The following is a 14,356-nucleotide window of genomic DNA, read 5'->3' on the forward strand; positions in this document are numbered from 1 at the left end:
GTGGGTGTGACCGCAGTTAGCGCGGAGACGGGTTATACGGCCCGCCACCTGTCGGTGCTGGAGGGGCTCGAAGCCGTCCGCAAGCGCCCCGGTATGTACATCGGGTCGACCGACAGCCGCGGTCTCATGCACTGCCTGTGGGAGATCGTGGACAACGGGGTCGACGAGGCCCTGGCCGGCTACTGCACCCGCATCGAGGTCGAACTCCACGCCGACGGCTCCATCGAGGTCCGTGACAACGGCCGGGGCATCCCCGTCGACGTCGAGCCCAAGAGCGGCCTGGCGGGCGTCGAGCTCGTCTACACCAAGCTGCACGCCGGCGGGAAGTTCGGCGGCGGTTCCTACGGCGCCTCCGGTGGCCTGCACGGCGTCGGCGCCTCCGTGGTCAACGCCCTCTCCTCGCGGCTGGACGTCGAGGTCGACCGTGACGGCAGGATCCACGAGATCAGCTTCCGCAGGGGCGTTCCCGGCGTCTTCGACGGCGACGGGCCCAAGGCCAAGTTCAAGAAGAGGTCGGGGCTGCGTGACGGAGGCGCCGCCGCGAAGAAGGTCACCGGCACCCGCGTGCGCTTCTGGGTCGACCACCAGATCTTCCTCCCCGAGGCCGAGGTCTCCCTCGACGAGATCCATGTCCGCCTGCGCCAGACCGCGTTCCTGGTCCCTGGACTGACCCTGGCCGTGCGTGACAGCCGCGGCGAGGAGGCGGCCGAGGAGGAGTTCCACTTCGACGGCGGCATCTCGGAGTTCACCGAGTTCCTCGCCCGGGACGAGGCGGTCTGCGAGGTGCTGCGCCTGCGGGGCGTGGGCCACTTCCACGAGACGGTCCCCGTCCTCGACGACCTGGGGCACATGACCCCGACCGAGGTCCAGCGCGAGCTCACCGTGGACGTGGCGGTGCGCTGGGGCAAGGGATACGACAGCACGGTCAGGTCCTTCGTCAACGTGATCGCCACCCCCAAGGGCGGCACCCACGTCAACGGCTTCGAACGCGCCCTCGTCCGCACCCTGAACGAGCAGCTGCGTGAGACCCGCCTGCTCAAGAACGGCGACGCCCCGGTCACCCGCGAGGACATCATGGAGGGGCTCACCGCGGTGGTGACCGTCCGGGTGCCCGAGCCGCAGTTCGAGGGCCAGACCAAGGAGGTCCTGGGCACCTCGGCGGCCTCCCGGATCGTCGCCCACGTCGTCTCGCGTGAGCTCAAGGAACTGCTCGCCAACCCGTCGCGCACGGTGAAGCCGCAGCTCCGCGCGGTCCTTGAGAAGATCGTCGCGGCGGCCAAGGCCCGTATCGCCGCCCGGGAGCACCGTGACAACCAGCGCCGCAAGACCGCCCTGGAGAATTCGGCGCTCCCCGCCAAGCTGGTCGACTGCCGCAGCGACGAGGTCGACCGCAGCGAGCTGTTCATCGTCGAGGGTGACTCGGCGCTGGGTACCGCCCGCGCGGCCCGCGACTCGGAGTTCCAGGCCCTGCTGCCGATCCGGGGCAAGATCCTGAACGTGCAGAAGGCGTCCGTCGCGGACATGCTCAAGAACGCCGAGTGTGCCGCGATCATCCAGGTCATCGGGGCGGGTTCCGGCCGATCCTTCGACATCGAGGCGGCTCGCTACGGCAAGGTCATCCTGATGGCCGACGCCGACGTCGACGGGGCGCACATCCGCTGTCTCCTGCTGACCCTCTTCCACCGCTACATGAAGCCGATGGTCGAGGCCGGGCGCGTTTTCGCCGCCGTGCCGCCGCTGCATCGGATCGAGGTCATCAACCCCAGCCGAGGTCACGGCAAATACGTCTACTGCTACTCCGACGCCGAGCTGCACAAGGTGCTGCGTGATCTGGAGCGCAGGGGTAAGCGCTGGAAGGACCCGGTCCAGCGGTACAAGGGCCTGGGCGAGATGGACGCCGACCAGCTGGCCGAGACGACCATGGAGCCCCGCCACCGCACCCTGCGCAGGGTCCGCATCCAGGACATCGAGGAGGCCGAGCGCATCTTCGCCCTCCTGATGGGCAGCGACGTGGCCCCGCGCCGGGAGTTCATCGTGAGCAGCTCGGCCGAGATCGACCGCGACCACATCGACGCGTAGCGGGCCCGCGGGGCGGCCCGCCGGGCCATGGGCCGCGGCGGGGCCGGAACCCCGAGGCTCAGATGTCGACCGGCATCAGCTTGCCGGTGCGCACGTCATAGACGGCGCCGCCGACCGGCATGCCCGCCGGGAGGAACGGGCTGGTCCTGATCCGGGTGAGGTCGTGGCGCAGCGCCGCGTCCTGGTCGGGGACGGTGTGGAAGTCCAGGCTCCGGGTGTCGACACCGCGGCGGGCGGCGATCGCATGCACCTCGTCGTCGGTGACCTTGGTCATGCCGCAGTCGGTGTGCGGCATGACCAGCACCCGTTCCACCGCCAGCAGGTTGACCGCCAGGACGAGCGTGCGCAGCACGTCGTCGGTCACCCTGGCTCCGGCGTTGCGGAGGATCTTGGCGTCGCCCGGTTTCAGGCCGAAGAGACCCAGCGGATCGATCCGGGAGTCCATGCAGGTGACCACCGCGAGGCCACGAGCCGCCTTGCCGGTCAGTTCCGCGTTGGTGAACGTGGCGGAGAACTCCTCGTTGGCGGCCAGCAGGTCGTCAAAGGCACTCACGTACGTATCCCTCGGTCGATGGGGCTAACGAACCAATGATGCGTCATACCCATTCGGCGAGGGTTGTCGGGGGCGCCTCAGGTGACGACTTCACCAAGATCCCACCGTCTGGACTCACATTGAGTGATGATGTCGTCACTCGAAGTCCGGGAGGTGGAGTGGGTAATGAGCAGGACGGAATCGCTGGCCGACTATCTCCGTGACCAGGGCAGGCGGAGGCTGGACCGGGTGGAGTCCAGGGACGGGGGGCGCAACGCGCGCTCGGCGCTGGCCCTGCTCGACGCGGCGGCCTACACCCGGTCCCTGAAGGAGGACGACCCGTTCGTGGCCGTCCTCGTGGAGGCGGGGTGTTTCGGGCCGTACGGGGCCGGCGGGTTCGATCCGCCGGATCGAGTCGCCCGGGTCATCCGCTTCTGGGAGTCGGGTGAGCCCTGGCAGTTGCTGATGGCCATCAGGTTCGCACTTCAGGGGGCGCTCACCTGAGATACCGGGTGCGTCCCGAGCCCCGTGCGGGAGGGGGCACGCACCGAAAGCCGAGACCTGCCGGGTGGCGTCGCGGGGGTCGGAGAACGCGACGCCGGCGCCCGGTGCGCGGGACCCGTCATCGCCGAGGAGCCCCCGTCGTCCTGACGGGGGCTCCTCGGTGTCCTGCGCGGGGGATGAGGATCATTCCGGGGAGGTGGCCTCCCCCTGGTCCTGCCGGTCGTCCTCGGCGCACAGGGAGCCGCCCACGGCCGACACCGTGTGGGTGAGCCGGACCCCGGAGCCGTCGCGGCGGCCCAGTTCCTCGGGGAGCGGCACGGGCTTGCCGACGGCCGAGACCGCACGGGCCGGGCCGGGGCCCGCCCAGGCGAGCAGCAGGACGTCCTCGCCCTTGAGGAACCGCTGGACGCGGACACCGCCGGTGCCGCGACCCTTCGGCGGGTACTCGGCGAAGTCGGAGACCTTGGCGCCACCGATCTGGGTGCCTGGCAGTGCGGTCGAGGAGCCGGCGATCGTCACGACCCGAGACTCGCGGGAGGGGTCTACCACGCCGAACCAGATCACCACGGCGTCTCCGTCCAGCCGCACGCCGGCCATGCCTCCCGCCGGGCGGCCCTGGGGGCGGACCACGGAGGCGGGGTAGCGCAGCAGCTGGGCCTCGGAGGTGATGAAGACCAGGTCGTGCTCCTCGCTCGTCAGCTCCACCGCGCCCACCACGGTGTCGCCGTCCTTGAGGCCGATGACCTCGAAGTCGTCGCGGTTGGCCGGGTAGTCGGGGACGACCCGTTTGACCACGCCCTGCGCGGTGCCCAGGGCCAGGCCGGGTCCGTCGGGGTCGAGCGAGCCGATGCCGACGACGGTCTCACCCGGGTTGAAGGTGACGTACTCGGTGACCGGGTGGCCTCCGGACAGCGACGGCGGGTTGGCCGAGCGGGGCAGCGTGGGCAGGTCGACCACCTGGACCCGGATCATCCGCCCCTGGTTGGTGACCACGCCCACCTCGCCCCTGACCGTGCTCCGCACCGCGGAGACCAGCACGTCGTGGGCCGAGCGGTCACCGTCGCCGGCCAGTGGCGAGGCGTCGGCCGTGCGGGCCAGCAGTCCGGTGGACGAGAACAGCACCAGGCAGGGGTCGTCGGCGACCTCCAGGGGGACCGAGACGTTCCTCGCCACCCCCGAGGACTCCAGCAGCACCGTGCGGCGCGGGGTGCCGAAGGTCTTGGAGATCTGGGCGAGCTCGTCGGAGACGACCTTGCGGAGTCTGTCGTCGGAGGACAGGATCGCGGTCAGCTCGGCGATCTCGTCGCGCAGCGTCTGGCTCTCGCGGTCGAGCTCCAGCTTGTCGTAGCGGGTCAGGCGACGCAGCGGGGTGTCGAGGATGTAGTTGGCCTGGATCTCCGACAGCTGGAATGTCTGCGTCAGGCGCTCGCGGGCCTGGGCGGAGTCATCGGAGGAACGGATGACCCGGATCACCTCGTCGATGTTGAGCAGGGCGACGATGAGGCCCTCGACGAGGTGCAGTCGCTCCTCGCGCTTGCGCCTGCGGTACAGCGAACGCCGGCGGACCACGTCGATACGGTGGTCCACGTAGACCTGGAGCAGCTCGCGCAGGCCCAGCGTGCGCGGCTCGCCGTCGACCAGCGCGACGTTGTTGATGCCGAAGGTCTCCTCCATCGGGGTGAGCCGATAGAGCTCCTCCAGCACGGCCTCGGGGATGAAGCCGTTCTTGATCTCGATGACCAGGCGGAGGCCCTTGTGTCGGTCGCTGAGGTCCTTGAGGTCGGAGATGCCCTGGAGCTTCTTGGCGGTGACCAGCTCCCTGATCTTGGTGACCACGCGCTCGGGGCCGACGTTGAAGGGCAGTTCGGTGACGACGATGCCCTTGCGACGGGGGCTGACCTGCTCGACGGCGCACTTGGCCCGCATCCGGAAGGTGCCACGGCCCTTGGCGTACGCGTCGCGGATGCCGTCGAGGCCGATGATCGTGCCACCGGTGGGCAGATCGGGGCCGGGGACGAACCGCATCAGGTCGTCTAGTGTCGCCTCCGGCTTCTTGATCAGGTGGCGGGCGGCGGCGACGACCTCGACGAGGTTGTGCGGCGCCATGTTGGTGGCCATTCCGACCGCGATGCCGGTGGCCCCGTTGACCAGCAGGTTGGGGAAGGCCGACGGCATGACCGTGGGCTCGGTCTCCTGGCCGTCGTAGTTGGGTTTGAAATCGACGGTGTCCTCGTCGATCGACTGGACCACGGCCATGGCGGCCGAGGCCAGCCGGGCCTCGGTGTAGCGCATCGCGGCGGGCATGTCGTCGGGGGAGCCGAAGTTGCCGTGCCCGTCGATGAGCGGCAGGCGCATCGAGAACGGCTGGGCCATCCGGACCAGCGCGTCGTAGATGGCGGTGTCGCCGTGCGGGTGGAGCTTGCCCATCACGTCGCCGACGACGCGTGAGGACTTGACGTGGCCCCGGTCGGGCCGGAGGCCCATCTCGCTCATCGAGTAGAGGATGCGGCGCTGGACCGGCTTGAGGCCGTCTCTGGCGTCCGGCAGTGCACGCTGGTAGATGACCGAATATGCGTATTCGAGGAAGCTGGTGCGCATCTCGGTGGAAACGTCGATGTCGACGATCCGCTCCTCGAAGCCCTCGTCGGTCGGGGGTGTGGTCGTCCGTCGAGCCATCTGATTTCCTGCGCGCGGGCCCCGGCCGTCAGGCCGAGGGGGAGGCGCATCCTCCTTCTGTCTTCGTGGTCGAACCGTCTGCACCGGCTCCCCGGGAAGCCTCGGGCCGGGGCGTCCGGCGGGAGGCCGGGTATGGTACCGAGACTCGATACCATACCCAGCTCATCCGACACCTTCGGGCCTTCCCCGGCCCGCCGCCGAGGGCTGCCGCCGTTCCGGGCGGGGTGTCAGGCGGTGTCGCGGGTCCTGGGGCCCGCCCCGGGCCAGGGGCCGGGGGTCTCCCCCTCGTACTCGTCGCCGGGCACGTTCAGCCTGGTGTCGTAGATCCTGAAGCCGCGGGCCTGATAGTTGGCGAGCGCCACCGGGCTGTCGAGGGAGCAGGTGTGCAGCCACACCCGCCGGGTCGGCTCCCGGCCGGGCTGCCGGTCGGCCAGGTCCCAGGCCCTGGCGGTGCCGACCTCCAGCAAACGGCCGCCGACGCCTCTGCCGATCGCCCACGGCAGGAGGCCGAAGCAGGTGATCTCGACCGCCGCGTCGTCCTGGGGGGCGAGCTCGACGTAGCCCGCGGGGGTGCCGCGGTGATAGGCCACCCACGTCTCCACGCCGCTCTCCAGCCAGTCGCTCCACTCCCGCCAGGTCCACGGCAGCCGGTTGGTCCAGTGCCATTCTCCGCCGACGGCCGTGCTGAGGAACCGGCTGAACTCGGGCGAGGGCACCTCGGCGTGTACGACGTCGACCTCGATCGACGGCGGCTTGGCGGGCAGCAGGTCCGAGCGTGAGGTCTGTTCGAGATACCAGGTGGTGACGTCCATAGTGGATGCATCAAACCATGGCGCGGAGCCTGCCGGTTCCCCCGCTCCCCGCCGACCCGGCGCGACCTGCCCGCGAGGGTGTCCGCGGCGGGCGGGGGAGCATCCTCGACCGGCACCGGTCCGGCACGTGTGCCTTACCAAGCAATTGCTTGTTTTGATGGATCGGGCTAGGCTCGGAAAGAGGGCTGGGTAAGGATGACCTAACCTTCACGAATGCCGTGCGGCCACGATGGAGGGCGTCCGAAGATGATCGAGTTCAAGCCCGTGACCAGGCACATCGGCGCCGAGGTGAGCGGTGTCGACCTGCGCAAGCCGCTGTCGGAGGGAGAGGTCCAGGAGATCCGGCGAGGCTGGCTGGAGTACAAGGTCCTCTTCTTCCGTGACCAGCACATCAGTGACGAAGAGCACATCCACTTCGCGGAGAACTTCGGCTCGATCAACCACCCCGCCTTCAAGAAGGACGGCGGCACCGCCATCCACGTCCTCGACCAGACCGACCCCAAGGGCGAGGGCGGCGACGAGTGGCACAGCGACAACACCTTCGAGCCGGTCCCGCCGATGGGCTCGCTGCTGCGCTGCGTGCAACTGCCCTCCGTCGGCGGTGACACCCTCTGGGCCAACGCCCAGCTGGCCTACGAGACGCTCTCGCCGCCCATCCAGCGGCTCTGCGACGAGCTCACCGCGATCCACGACATCACGGCCTCGATGAAGAAGGCCATTTCCAAGGGGCACGACTTCGACCTGGAGCAGGTCCAGGCCAAGTGGCCGCCGATCGAGCGTCCCGTGGTGCGCACGCACGCCGAGACCGGACGCAAGGCGCTGTTCGTCAACCGCTCCTCCACCACGCGGCTGGTGGGGTTGTCCGACCGGGAGAACGAGGCGTTGCTGCCCTACCTGATCGACCACATCCGCTCTCCCGAGTACCAGGTCCGGCTCAACTGGCGGCCGGGCACGCTGGCCTTCTGGGACAACCGGAGCACCCAGCACTACGCGGTCGCCGACTACACCGAGCGCCGCCGCATGCACCGGGTGACGATCAACGCCTTCCCCGAACACCTGGACGCCTAGGCCCCGCCTGGCGGGTCTCGCCGTGGTGACCGGCGACAGCGCGGCGAGGCACCGCCTGACCGCGGTGGGCGGCAGATCCAAGGGGCGGCGCCTAGGAGCCGCGGGCGCGGTAGGCCGCGACGGCGGCCTCCACGTCAGGGTGCAGCCGTCCCCGGCCGGACAGCCACCCTCCGATGCCCGTACGCCCGAGGAGTTCGAGGGGCTGGAGGCTGTCGAGGGCGATCCACAGGTCGATGCCGTGCTGTCGCACCAGGCCGTAGAACTCCCTGGCCGCCGACACCGCGGTGAGATCCATGCCGGGCACGCCGGTCAGGTCGAGGAGTGCCGCCCGGGGCCGGGGGTGGTGGCCTCGATGAGCGACCTCACCCGGTCCGCCACCCGCCGGGCGTTGGCGAAGTACAGGCGGCTCTCGATACGCACGATCAGCGGCCCCGGCTCGGTCTCGTCCGACGGGTGACACCTGAGGTCGCGATGGGCCCCCGACTCCGGGTAGGCGCGGAAGATCCCGCCCAGTCCGAGTGCGAGCAGTTCCCGGTCGGCGTCGAGCGGCGGGTCGTCCCGGTGCCGGAAGATCCTCGCCGCGCTGATCGACTCCACGAAGGAGAACAGCGCCATGTCGAGGGCCATCGGCGCCAGTCGGTCAAGGTTCGGCCATCAGCGCGCGACGTCCGCCGGGCGGAGGACGCCACCGGAGTCCGTAGTGAAACAGTCGGCCGGACCTGGTACCAATGACCGGTGAGCGAAGAGCAGATGCTGCGCGAAGAGGCCGAGGGGCGGCTGCGGGCGCTCGCCGGGGAGCACGCCCGGCTGCGCGAGGACCAGTGGTCGGCCATCAGGGCACTGGTCATGGACCGGCGTCGGGTGCTCGTGGTGCAGCGCACCGGCTGGGGCAAGTCGGCTGTCTACTTCATCGCCACCGCGCTCCTGCGCGAGCTGGGTGAGGGGCCCACCGTCATCGTGTCCCCGCTGCTGGCCCTGATGCGCAACCAGATCGCCGCCGCCGAGCGTGCCGGGATCAACGCGGTCACGATCAACTCGGCCAACCCCGAGGAGTGGGAGCAGGTCTACAACCAGGTCGCCGAGGGTGAGGTCGACGTGCTGCTGGTCAGCCCCGAGCGGCTCAACAACCCCGACTTCCGAGACCACGTGCTGCCCGAGCTGGCCGAGAGCGCGGGCCTGATCGTGGTCGACGAGGCGCACTGCATCTCTGACTGGGGCCACGACTTCCGTCCCGACTACCGGCGGCTGCGCACGCTGTTCGGGGAACTCACCGAGGGCGTGCCGATCCTCGCGACCACCGCCACGGCCAACGCCAGGGTCACCCGCGACGTCGCCGAGCAGATGGGCGAGGAGACGCTGGTGCTGCGCGGCGCGCTGGAGCGCGACAGCCTCCATCTCGGGGTCGTGCGCCTGGGCGGCGCCGAGCAGCGCCTGGCCTGGCTCGCGAGCACGCTGCACGAGCTCCCAGGTTCCGGCATCGTCTACACGCTCACCGTGGCCGCCGCCCAGGAGATCGCCGCCTACCTGCGTGAACAGGGCCACGAGGTGGTCGCCTATTCCGGGCAGACCGAGCAGACCGAGCGGCTCGCCGCCGAGCAGGCGCTGCTGGACAACAAGATCAAGGCGCTGGTCGCGACCTCCGCGCTCGGCATGGGCTACGACAAACCCGACCTGGGCTTCGTCATCCACGTCGGGGCCCCGCAGTCCCCGGTGGCCTACTACCAGCAGGTCGGCAGGGCGGGCCGCGGGGTCGAGCGGGCAGAGGTGATCCTGCTGCCCGGCGCCGAGGACCGCGACATCTGGGCGTACTTCGCCTCGCTGGCCTTCCCGCCGGAGCCTGTCGTGCGGGCCGTGCTGGCCGCGCTGGAGGAGGGCGGGGTGATGTCCACGGCCGCCCTGGAGAACCGGGTGGATCTCAGCCGGAGCCGCCTGGAGACCATGCTGAAGGTCCTCGACGTCGACGGCGCCGTGCGCCGGGTCAGGGGCGGCTGGGAGTCCACCGGCGAGCCCTGGGAGTACGACGCCCCGCGCTACGCCAGGGTCGCCGCCGAGCGGGAGGCCGAGCAGCGGGCCATGCTCGACTACCTCGACACCACCGGCTGCCGCGAGGAGTTCCTCCGCCGCCGCCTGGACGACGACACCGCTGCCCCGTGCGGGCGCTGCGACAACTGCACCGGCGCGCACCGCTCGCCCGAGGTGGACTCCCAGGCCGTGCGTTCGGCGGCCGACCGGCTCCGCAGGCCCGGGGTGGAGGTCGAGGCGCGCAGGCAGTGGCCGACGGGGCTGACCGATCTCAAGGGCCGGATCAGGCCGGAACTGGGCGCCGAGCCGGGGCGGGTGCTGGGCAGGCTCACCGACATCGGCTGGGGCAACCGCCTGCGCGGCCTGCTGGCCGATGGCGCCTCCGACGGGCCGATCCCCGACGACGTCTTCGCCGCCATGGTCAAGGTGCTGTCGTCCTGGGAGTGGGCGCAGCGCCCGGTGGGCGTGGTCGCGGTGCCCTCGAGCAGCCGCCCGCAGCTCGTCCGCAGCCTGGCCGAGCGGCTGGCCCAGGTGGGGCGCCTGTCCTATCTGGGCGATCTCGGCTACCGGTCGGGCCCGCCGGGACGGCAGTTCAACAGCGCGCAGCGGGTCCAGGCGATCCGAGGCACTCTCGCCATGCCCTCCGCCCTGGGCGCGGCCATCGCCTCGGCCCAGGGACCACTCCTGCTGGTCGACGACCGGATCGACACGGGCTGGACGATGACCCTGGGAGCCGCCATGCTCCGCCACGCCGGAGCCCCCGCCGTGCTGCCCCTCGCCCTGGCGGTCACCAGCTAGGAGAGCGTCGGACGGTGCGGCTCGCGGTTTGGAGATCAGCTCTCCCGGCCGGGGATACGGGCTGGGGCCGGGGCTCGGCGGTCCGAAGGGTGGTCACCGCCCGTCCCGGCCTGCCGATCGGGAGAAGTCCCCCAGCCCGGCCGCCTTCGGTCGTGCCCGGCGCCGTCGCCACAGTCGCCGGCGTCCGGCCGGTGCCTCGGCGCCGTCCTCGCCAGGCTCATTTTTTGCACCTTCCCTTTATTTCCCTCCTCGATCAGTTTGTCCGACCACGCGGTCAGTCCCAGCGGGCGTTTCTTGGCGCCTCCCTTCTTGTCGACGTAGACCCGCCTGACCGGTGTCCACCGATACGTCTCCGAACGCGGAACGCCGATGATCGCGTCGATTTTCACCTGGGACGTGCCCTCTGCGGTCTCCCGGGCGTCATCGCCCCGGCGTTCCGAAGGAGCGCACGACACGCCCTGCAGGTCCAGCACGCCATGTGGCGGCCGGGCCGCTGCCCGGCGCGGACCGGAAGGCGGTGACGGGCGGTCCGCCGATCGCTCCCAATCTCACGATGTGAGAACCCCTTTAGCCTTCGTAAGCAGGTCAGACACCGCCGTGACCAGGAAAAAGGCGAGCAGGAGCGCTTCTCGTGAGGCTCATCTCCGCCTTTGACAAGGGCCGGAGACAAGAGTCCGGACCATACCGTCATTCCACTCGAAAGCGATTCCTAAGCGCTTATCGCCATGCTTTTCACTCACGACGAGCTCGCCGCGTCGGCCGCCGCGCAGGCGGAGCGGTCGCGTACGGAAGGAGAACGAGATGGAAGTCGACATCAACGCCCTGGACCTGCTCCCCGGTCGGGCCGAGCAGCACCTGCGGGACTGCACCATCACCTGCGACGTGACCTGCAAGCAGTTCACCTGCGGGGTCACCCAGCTCTCCTAGTGATCACTGCGGTATCAGCGGAGATCTCTTCCCACGAAAGGACGAACCCGATGGAACTCGACATCAACGCCCTCGACCTGCTCCCCGCCCAGACGGTGAGCGCACTGTACCCGTGCGAGATCACCTGCCCGCCGAAGGGCACCTGCACCGTCACCTGCAAGGTCACGAGCCAGTAGGTGACGGGGCAGGTAATGGGACTCGACATCAACGCCCTCGACCTGCTCCCCGCCCAGGCGGAGAGTCACCTGGCCGCCTGCGAGATCACCTGCCTGGCGACCTGCGGCGGCGTCACCTCCATGCACTCCATCATCAACTGACTCCGTCGTAGGGCGCGCCTGGCGACCATCACGCCCGTGCGTCCCCGCGAACTCCGTCGGCCGATGGGCGGCCATGAGGGCCGCCGCGGCGCAGGCGGAGATCTCCCACCGAAGAAAGGACGAACCCGATGGAACTCGACATCAACGCCCTCGACCTGCTCCCCGCCCAGGCGGAGAGTCACCTGGCCGCCTGCGAGATCACCTGCGGCCACACCTGCAGGACGAACAACACCTGCGCCGAAACCGTCCGCTGACGAACGCCGAACGGCAGGGGAGGACGTTCATGACGGCGGTCCGCCGCCGCCAGTGCTCCCCCGGCCGCGTACGCGAGGTCACCACGGCGTCGGCCGCGGACCCCGCAGTGCGTGCGACGACGAGTCCGCGGCGAGGCCGCAGGTCCCACCTCGGGCTCGTCCCCGTCATCCCCGCGCGGCACTGCCGTCGATCGTCATTCATCGGGCTTCGAAAGAGACACAGTCATGCTTACGGAATGCCGGTGCTCGCGCACCGGCGAGGCCACCGGCGTCCGGTCGTGCCGCGTTTCCCACCTGGGGGCCGGTGATGGCCGTGAGTGAGGGGCCGAAGCCGATCCCGGTTCCGCTCGACCAGGTCCCGGAGGTCGCGGAGTTCCTCACGGCGCTCCAACTCGGAGTTCTGCGCGAGGACATGGTCACCGCGTTCTTCGGCCGCAACGACACCTGGGCGGGCGTGACCGACGCCGGCGTCCCCGTCTTCGTCAAGCGGACCATCGGGGAGGCGGAGCAGGTCCGCCGGAGGGTGGACCGCACGAGGGCGATGGGCATGGCGCTCGACGCGCACCCGGTGATCAACGCGCCCCGTTTCCTGGGCGGTGACGACGCCTCCGGACTGCTGGCCTTCACGCTGCTGCAAGACGCGGACAGCGGAGCCGACCTCGCCGGGGAGGACGCTTTCACCTGGGACCTCGCCCACGCCGCGGGGATCCAGGTCGGAACGCTCCACACCCTCAGCGCGCCGCGGCCCATCGAGGCGGACACCTCCGAGCCGCCGCTGCCGCCGCGCGACCGCCTGGTGGCCCTGCCGCTTGAGGTCTATACCGCCGCCAGTGGCGCGGAGCTGGAGGCGTGGGCGATCCTGCACAGCGATCCTGTGATCACCAAGGCGATCGGCGACCTGTGCGACCGGGAAAGCCACGGCCCGCACGTCCTGGTCCACGGCGACCTGCGGCTCGACCAGTTCCTCCACCACGACGGCACGCTGTACCTGACCGACTGGGAAGAGGCCCGGCTCGCCGATGCCGCACGGGACGTGGGCGCCTTCGCCGGCGAATGGCTCTACCGCGGCGTGCTCGGCATGGCCGGCCCGGAGGACGGCATGAGCGAACGCGAGGTCATCGCCAACGGCGCCCGCCGCTTCGAGGCCCTGCGCCCCTACGTCGAGGCGTTCTGGACCGGCTACCTCGAGGCCCGGCCCGCGGCCCGCGACGACCACGAGCTGGCGGCTCGGGCGACGGCCTTCGCCGGATGGCACCTGATCGACCGGATCATCGTCGCGGCCCACCAGCGCGGTCGGCTGAGCGCCCTGGAACGCGCGGTGGCCGGCGTCGGCCGCACCGCCCTGCTCCGCCCCGCCGAGCTCACCACCACGCTGGGCCTGGGAGAGGAACGATGAAGCAATCGCTGGACCGGGTGCGTATCGACGCGGATCTCACCTCGGCCACCGTCGACGGCCGCGAGATCACCGCCGAGGGCCCCAAGGTGCTGCGCAGCGCGCTGGCCGACGCGCTGTACGACGCCTTCCACACCGGCCGCGAGCCCACGGAAGGACCGCGGCACAAGTCGCTGCGCGACCCGGACTTCGAGCACCGGCTGCGCGCCGTGGTCCCGCACCACGACTCCCCGGCCCTGGCCATGGTGGAGCCCGGAGCGCCCGGCGTGGTCCGGCTGAACGGGGTGCGCGTGCGAATCCCCGAGTCCCGGCTCGGCGACGAGGTCGCCACCCCCGCTGGGCCGGCTCGCCGGGTCGGCCTGCCGGCCGTCCAGCCGACGGTCTCGCCCGGGTTCCTGCTGGTGAGCGGCTCGGCGGGGCATGGCCTGGAGGAGGACGCGTGTCTGCGGCTGTACCTGGGCGCCGAGACGGCCGACGCCGCCCCCGCCCTGTGGGGTGCGGTGCTCGAACGGCTGGAGAAGCTGCGACTCCCCTACCGGGCCAAGGTGCTCTCCGCCCGCGATCTGTATCCGCGCCGCGACAGCATCGTGGTCTACCTGGGACGCCGTGCCTGGCACGCGGTGCCGGAGATCGGCGCGGCGGCCACCGCGACCGGCGGGCTGCGCCAGGATCTGTCCGCCTATGTCGCCGCGCTCGGCGGCGGCATCGGCTGGGCGTGGGAGCCTCAGGATCCGCGGCCCGGGACCCGCAGGCTCAGCTTCGGCGAGCACCGCTCGCACGCCATCGCGGCCGGGCTGCTGGTCCACGCCGAGCATGGCGGAGACCGGGACGACGCGGTGCGCGAGGCGCTGCGGGCCGCCGGGGTCGAACCCGGCGCTGTGTACCGCAACCTCGGCTCGCCGACGCTGCCCTTCGAGACCTCCGGGCCCGAACCCGGGCCCGGACCCTACGAGAACCAGGAAAGGAGGTGACAT

The 14,356-nt window shown here is 70.6% G+C and carries 14 protein-coding genes and 1 pseudogene; 10 read left to right on the forward strand and 5 right to left on the reverse strand.

The annotated features are described in order from the left end of the window. Positions 1 to 6: 6 nt before the first annotated feature. The gene (locus AB0K21_RS29200) at positions 7 to 2,079 is read left to right on the forward strand and encodes a DNA topoisomerase IV subunit B (RefSeq protein ID WP_343979156.1); all 2,073 of its coding nucleotides are present in this window, start codon (positions 7 to 9) and stop codon (positions 2,077 to 2,079) included. Between the two features lie 58 nt (positions 2,080 to 2,137). On the opposite strand, the gene AB0K21_RS29205 is transcribed toward AB0K21_RS29200, so the two are convergent. Then, positions 2,138 to 2,632, reverse strand: coding sequence for a carbonic anhydrase (locus AB0K21_RS29205; RefSeq protein ID WP_343979153.1), 495 nt, complete (start codon positions 2,630 to 2,632; stop codon positions 2,138 to 2,140). Positions 2,633 to 2,797: 165 nt separating this feature from the next. Here AB0K21_RS29205 and AB0K21_RS29210 point away from each other — a divergent pair, with 165 nt between their 5' ends. Then, complete coding sequence (locus AB0K21_RS29210; RefSeq protein WP_343979150.1) at positions 2,798 to 3,115, forward strand: hypothetical protein; 318 nt, start codon at positions 2,798 to 2,800, stop codon at positions 3,113 to 3,115. A 183-nt stretch (positions 3,116 to 3,298) separates the two neighbouring features. Here AB0K21_RS29210 and AB0K21_RS29215 read toward each other — a convergent pair whose 3' ends face one another. Together AB0K21_RS29215 and AB0K21_RS29220 are read right to left on the reverse strand one after the other, a co-directional pair. Then, complete coding sequence (locus AB0K21_RS29215) at positions 3,299 to 5,791, reverse strand: DNA topoisomerase IV subunit A (RefSeq protein ID WP_343979147.1); 2,493 nt, start codon at positions 5,789 to 5,791, stop codon at positions 3,299 to 3,301. Positions 5,792 to 6,018: 227 nt separating this feature from the next. After that, positions 6,019 to 6,603, reverse strand: coding sequence for a GNAT family N-acetyltransferase (locus AB0K21_RS29220; protein ID WP_343979143.1), 585 nt, complete (start codon positions 6,601 to 6,603; stop codon positions 6,019 to 6,021). Between the two features lie 246 nt (positions 6,604 to 6,849). Here AB0K21_RS29220 and AB0K21_RS29225 point away from each other — a divergent pair, with 246 nt between their 5' ends. Next, positions 6,850 to 7,671, forward strand: coding sequence for a TauD/TfdA family dioxygenase (locus AB0K21_RS29225; RefSeq protein ID WP_343979141.1), 822 nt, complete (start codon positions 6,850 to 6,852; stop codon positions 7,669 to 7,671). Positions 7,672 to 7,762: 91 nt separating this feature from the next. Here the strand turns inward: AB0K21_RS29225 and AB0K21_RS29230 are convergent, their stop codons facing one another. Then, positions 7,763 to 7,966: a hypothetical protein gene (locus AB0K21_RS29230; RefSeq protein WP_364154912.1), complete on the reverse strand. Its 204-nt coding sequence runs from the start codon at positions 7,964 to 7,966 to the stop codon at positions 7,763 to 7,765. 14 nt (positions 7,967 to 7,980) lie between these two features. Beyond that, positions 7,981 to 8,313: pseudogene (locus AB0K21_RS29235) on the reverse strand (SulP family inorganic anion transporter); the annotation flags it as partial. 108 nt (positions 8,314 to 8,421) lie between these two features. On the opposite strand from AB0K21_RS29235, the gene AB0K21_RS29240 reads away from it, so the two are divergent. From AB0K21_RS29240 to AB0K21_RS29270, 7 genes are all read left to right on the forward strand, one after another. Further along, positions 8,422 to 10,491 carry a RecQ family ATP-dependent DNA helicase gene (locus tag AB0K21_RS29240; protein WP_343979247.1) on the forward strand — a complete coding sequence of 690 codons (2,070 nt, stop codon included), beginning with the start codon at positions 8,422 to 8,424 and terminating at the stop codon, positions 10,489 to 10,491. An 801-nt stretch (positions 10,492 to 11,292) separates the two neighbouring features. Further along, positions 11,293 to 11,418 (forward strand): ALQxL family class IV lanthipeptide, encoded by a 126-nt coding sequence (locus AB0K21_RS29245; RefSeq protein WP_343979135.1) that lies wholly within the window; start codon positions 11,293 to 11,295, stop codon positions 11,416 to 11,418. Between the two features lie 50 nt (positions 11,419 to 11,468). Further along, on the forward strand, positions 11,469 to 11,594 hold the full coding sequence (locus tag AB0K21_RS29250; RefSeq protein ID WP_343979132.1) for an ALQxL family class IV lanthipeptide: 126 nt from the start codon (positions 11,469 to 11,471) through the stop codon (positions 11,592 to 11,594). Then, the gene (locus tag AB0K21_RS29255; protein WP_343979130.1) at positions 11,595 to 11,735 is read left to right on the forward strand and encodes a hypothetical protein; all 141 of its coding nucleotides are present in this window, start codon (positions 11,595 to 11,597) and stop codon (positions 11,733 to 11,735) included. It begins immediately after the preceding gene. Positions 11,736 to 11,863: 128 nt separating this feature from the next. Then, a complete protein-coding gene (locus tag AB0K21_RS29260; RefSeq protein WP_343979127.1) occupies positions 11,864 to 11,989 on the forward strand; it encodes an ALQxL family class IV lanthipeptide in 126 nt (41 codons plus the stop codon). 313 nt (positions 11,990 to 12,302) lie between these two features. Beyond that, positions 12,303 to 13,385 (forward strand): class V lanthionine synthetase subunit LxmK, encoded by a 1,083-nt coding sequence (lxmK, locus tag AB0K21_RS29265; protein WP_343979124.1) that lies wholly within the window; start codon positions 12,303 to 12,305, stop codon positions 13,383 to 13,385. After that, entirely contained in the window at positions 13,382 to 14,353 is a 972-nt protein-coding gene (locus tag AB0K21_RS29270) for a T3SS effector HopA1 family protein (protein ID WP_343979121.1), read from the forward strand. The genes lxmK and AB0K21_RS29270 overlap by 4 nt, the downstream gene beginning before the upstream one ends. The last annotated feature ends 3 nt before the right edge of the window (positions 14,354 to 14,356 follow it).

It is taken from the genome of Streptosporangium sp. NPDC049248 (genome assembly GCF_040678965.1).
Classification (GTDB): domain Bacteria; phylum Actinomycetota; class Actinomycetes; order Streptosporangiales; family Streptosporangiaceae; genus Streptosporangium; species Streptosporangium fukuiense.

Bases quoted from the DNA above. Each gene is read 5' to 3' on its own strand.
- AB0K21_RS29210 (WP_343979150.1), top strand. From the start codon at position 2,798: ATGAGCAGGACGGAATCGCTGGCCGACTATCTCCGTGACCAGGGCAGG.
- AB0K21_RS29215 (WP_343979147.1), bottom strand. From the start codon at position 5,791: ATGGCTCGACGGACGACCACACCCCCGACCGACGAGGGCTTCGAGGAG.
- AB0K21_RS29220 (WP_343979143.1), bottom strand. From the start codon at position 6,603: ATGGACGTCACCACCTGGTATCTCGAACAGACCTCACGCTCGGACCTG.
- AB0K21_RS29225 (WP_343979141.1), top strand. From the start codon at position 6,850: ATGATCGAGTTCAAGCCCGTGACCAGGCACATCGGCGCCGAGGTGAGC.
- AB0K21_RS29230 (WP_364154912.1), bottom strand. From the start codon at position 7,966: ATGGATCTCACCGCGGTGTCGGCGGCCAGGGAGTTCTACGGCCTGGTG.
- AB0K21_RS29240 (WP_343979247.1), top strand. From the start codon at position 8,422: ATGCTGCGCGAAGAGGCCGAGGGGCGGCTGCGGGCGCTCGCCGGGGAG.
- AB0K21_RS29245 (WP_343979135.1), top strand. From the start codon at position 11,293: ATGGAAGTCGACATCAACGCCCTGGACCTGCTCCCCGGTCGGGCCGAG.
- AB0K21_RS29250 (WP_343979132.1), top strand. From the start codon at position 11,469: ATGGAACTCGACATCAACGCCCTCGACCTGCTCCCCGCCCAGACGGTG.
- AB0K21_RS29260 (WP_343979127.1), top strand. From the start codon at position 11,864: ATGGAACTCGACATCAACGCCCTCGACCTGCTCCCCGCCCAGGCGGAG.
- AB0K21_RS29270 (WP_343979121.1), top strand. From the start codon at position 13,382: ATGAAGCAATCGCTGGACCGGGTGCGTATCGACGCGGATCTCACCTCG.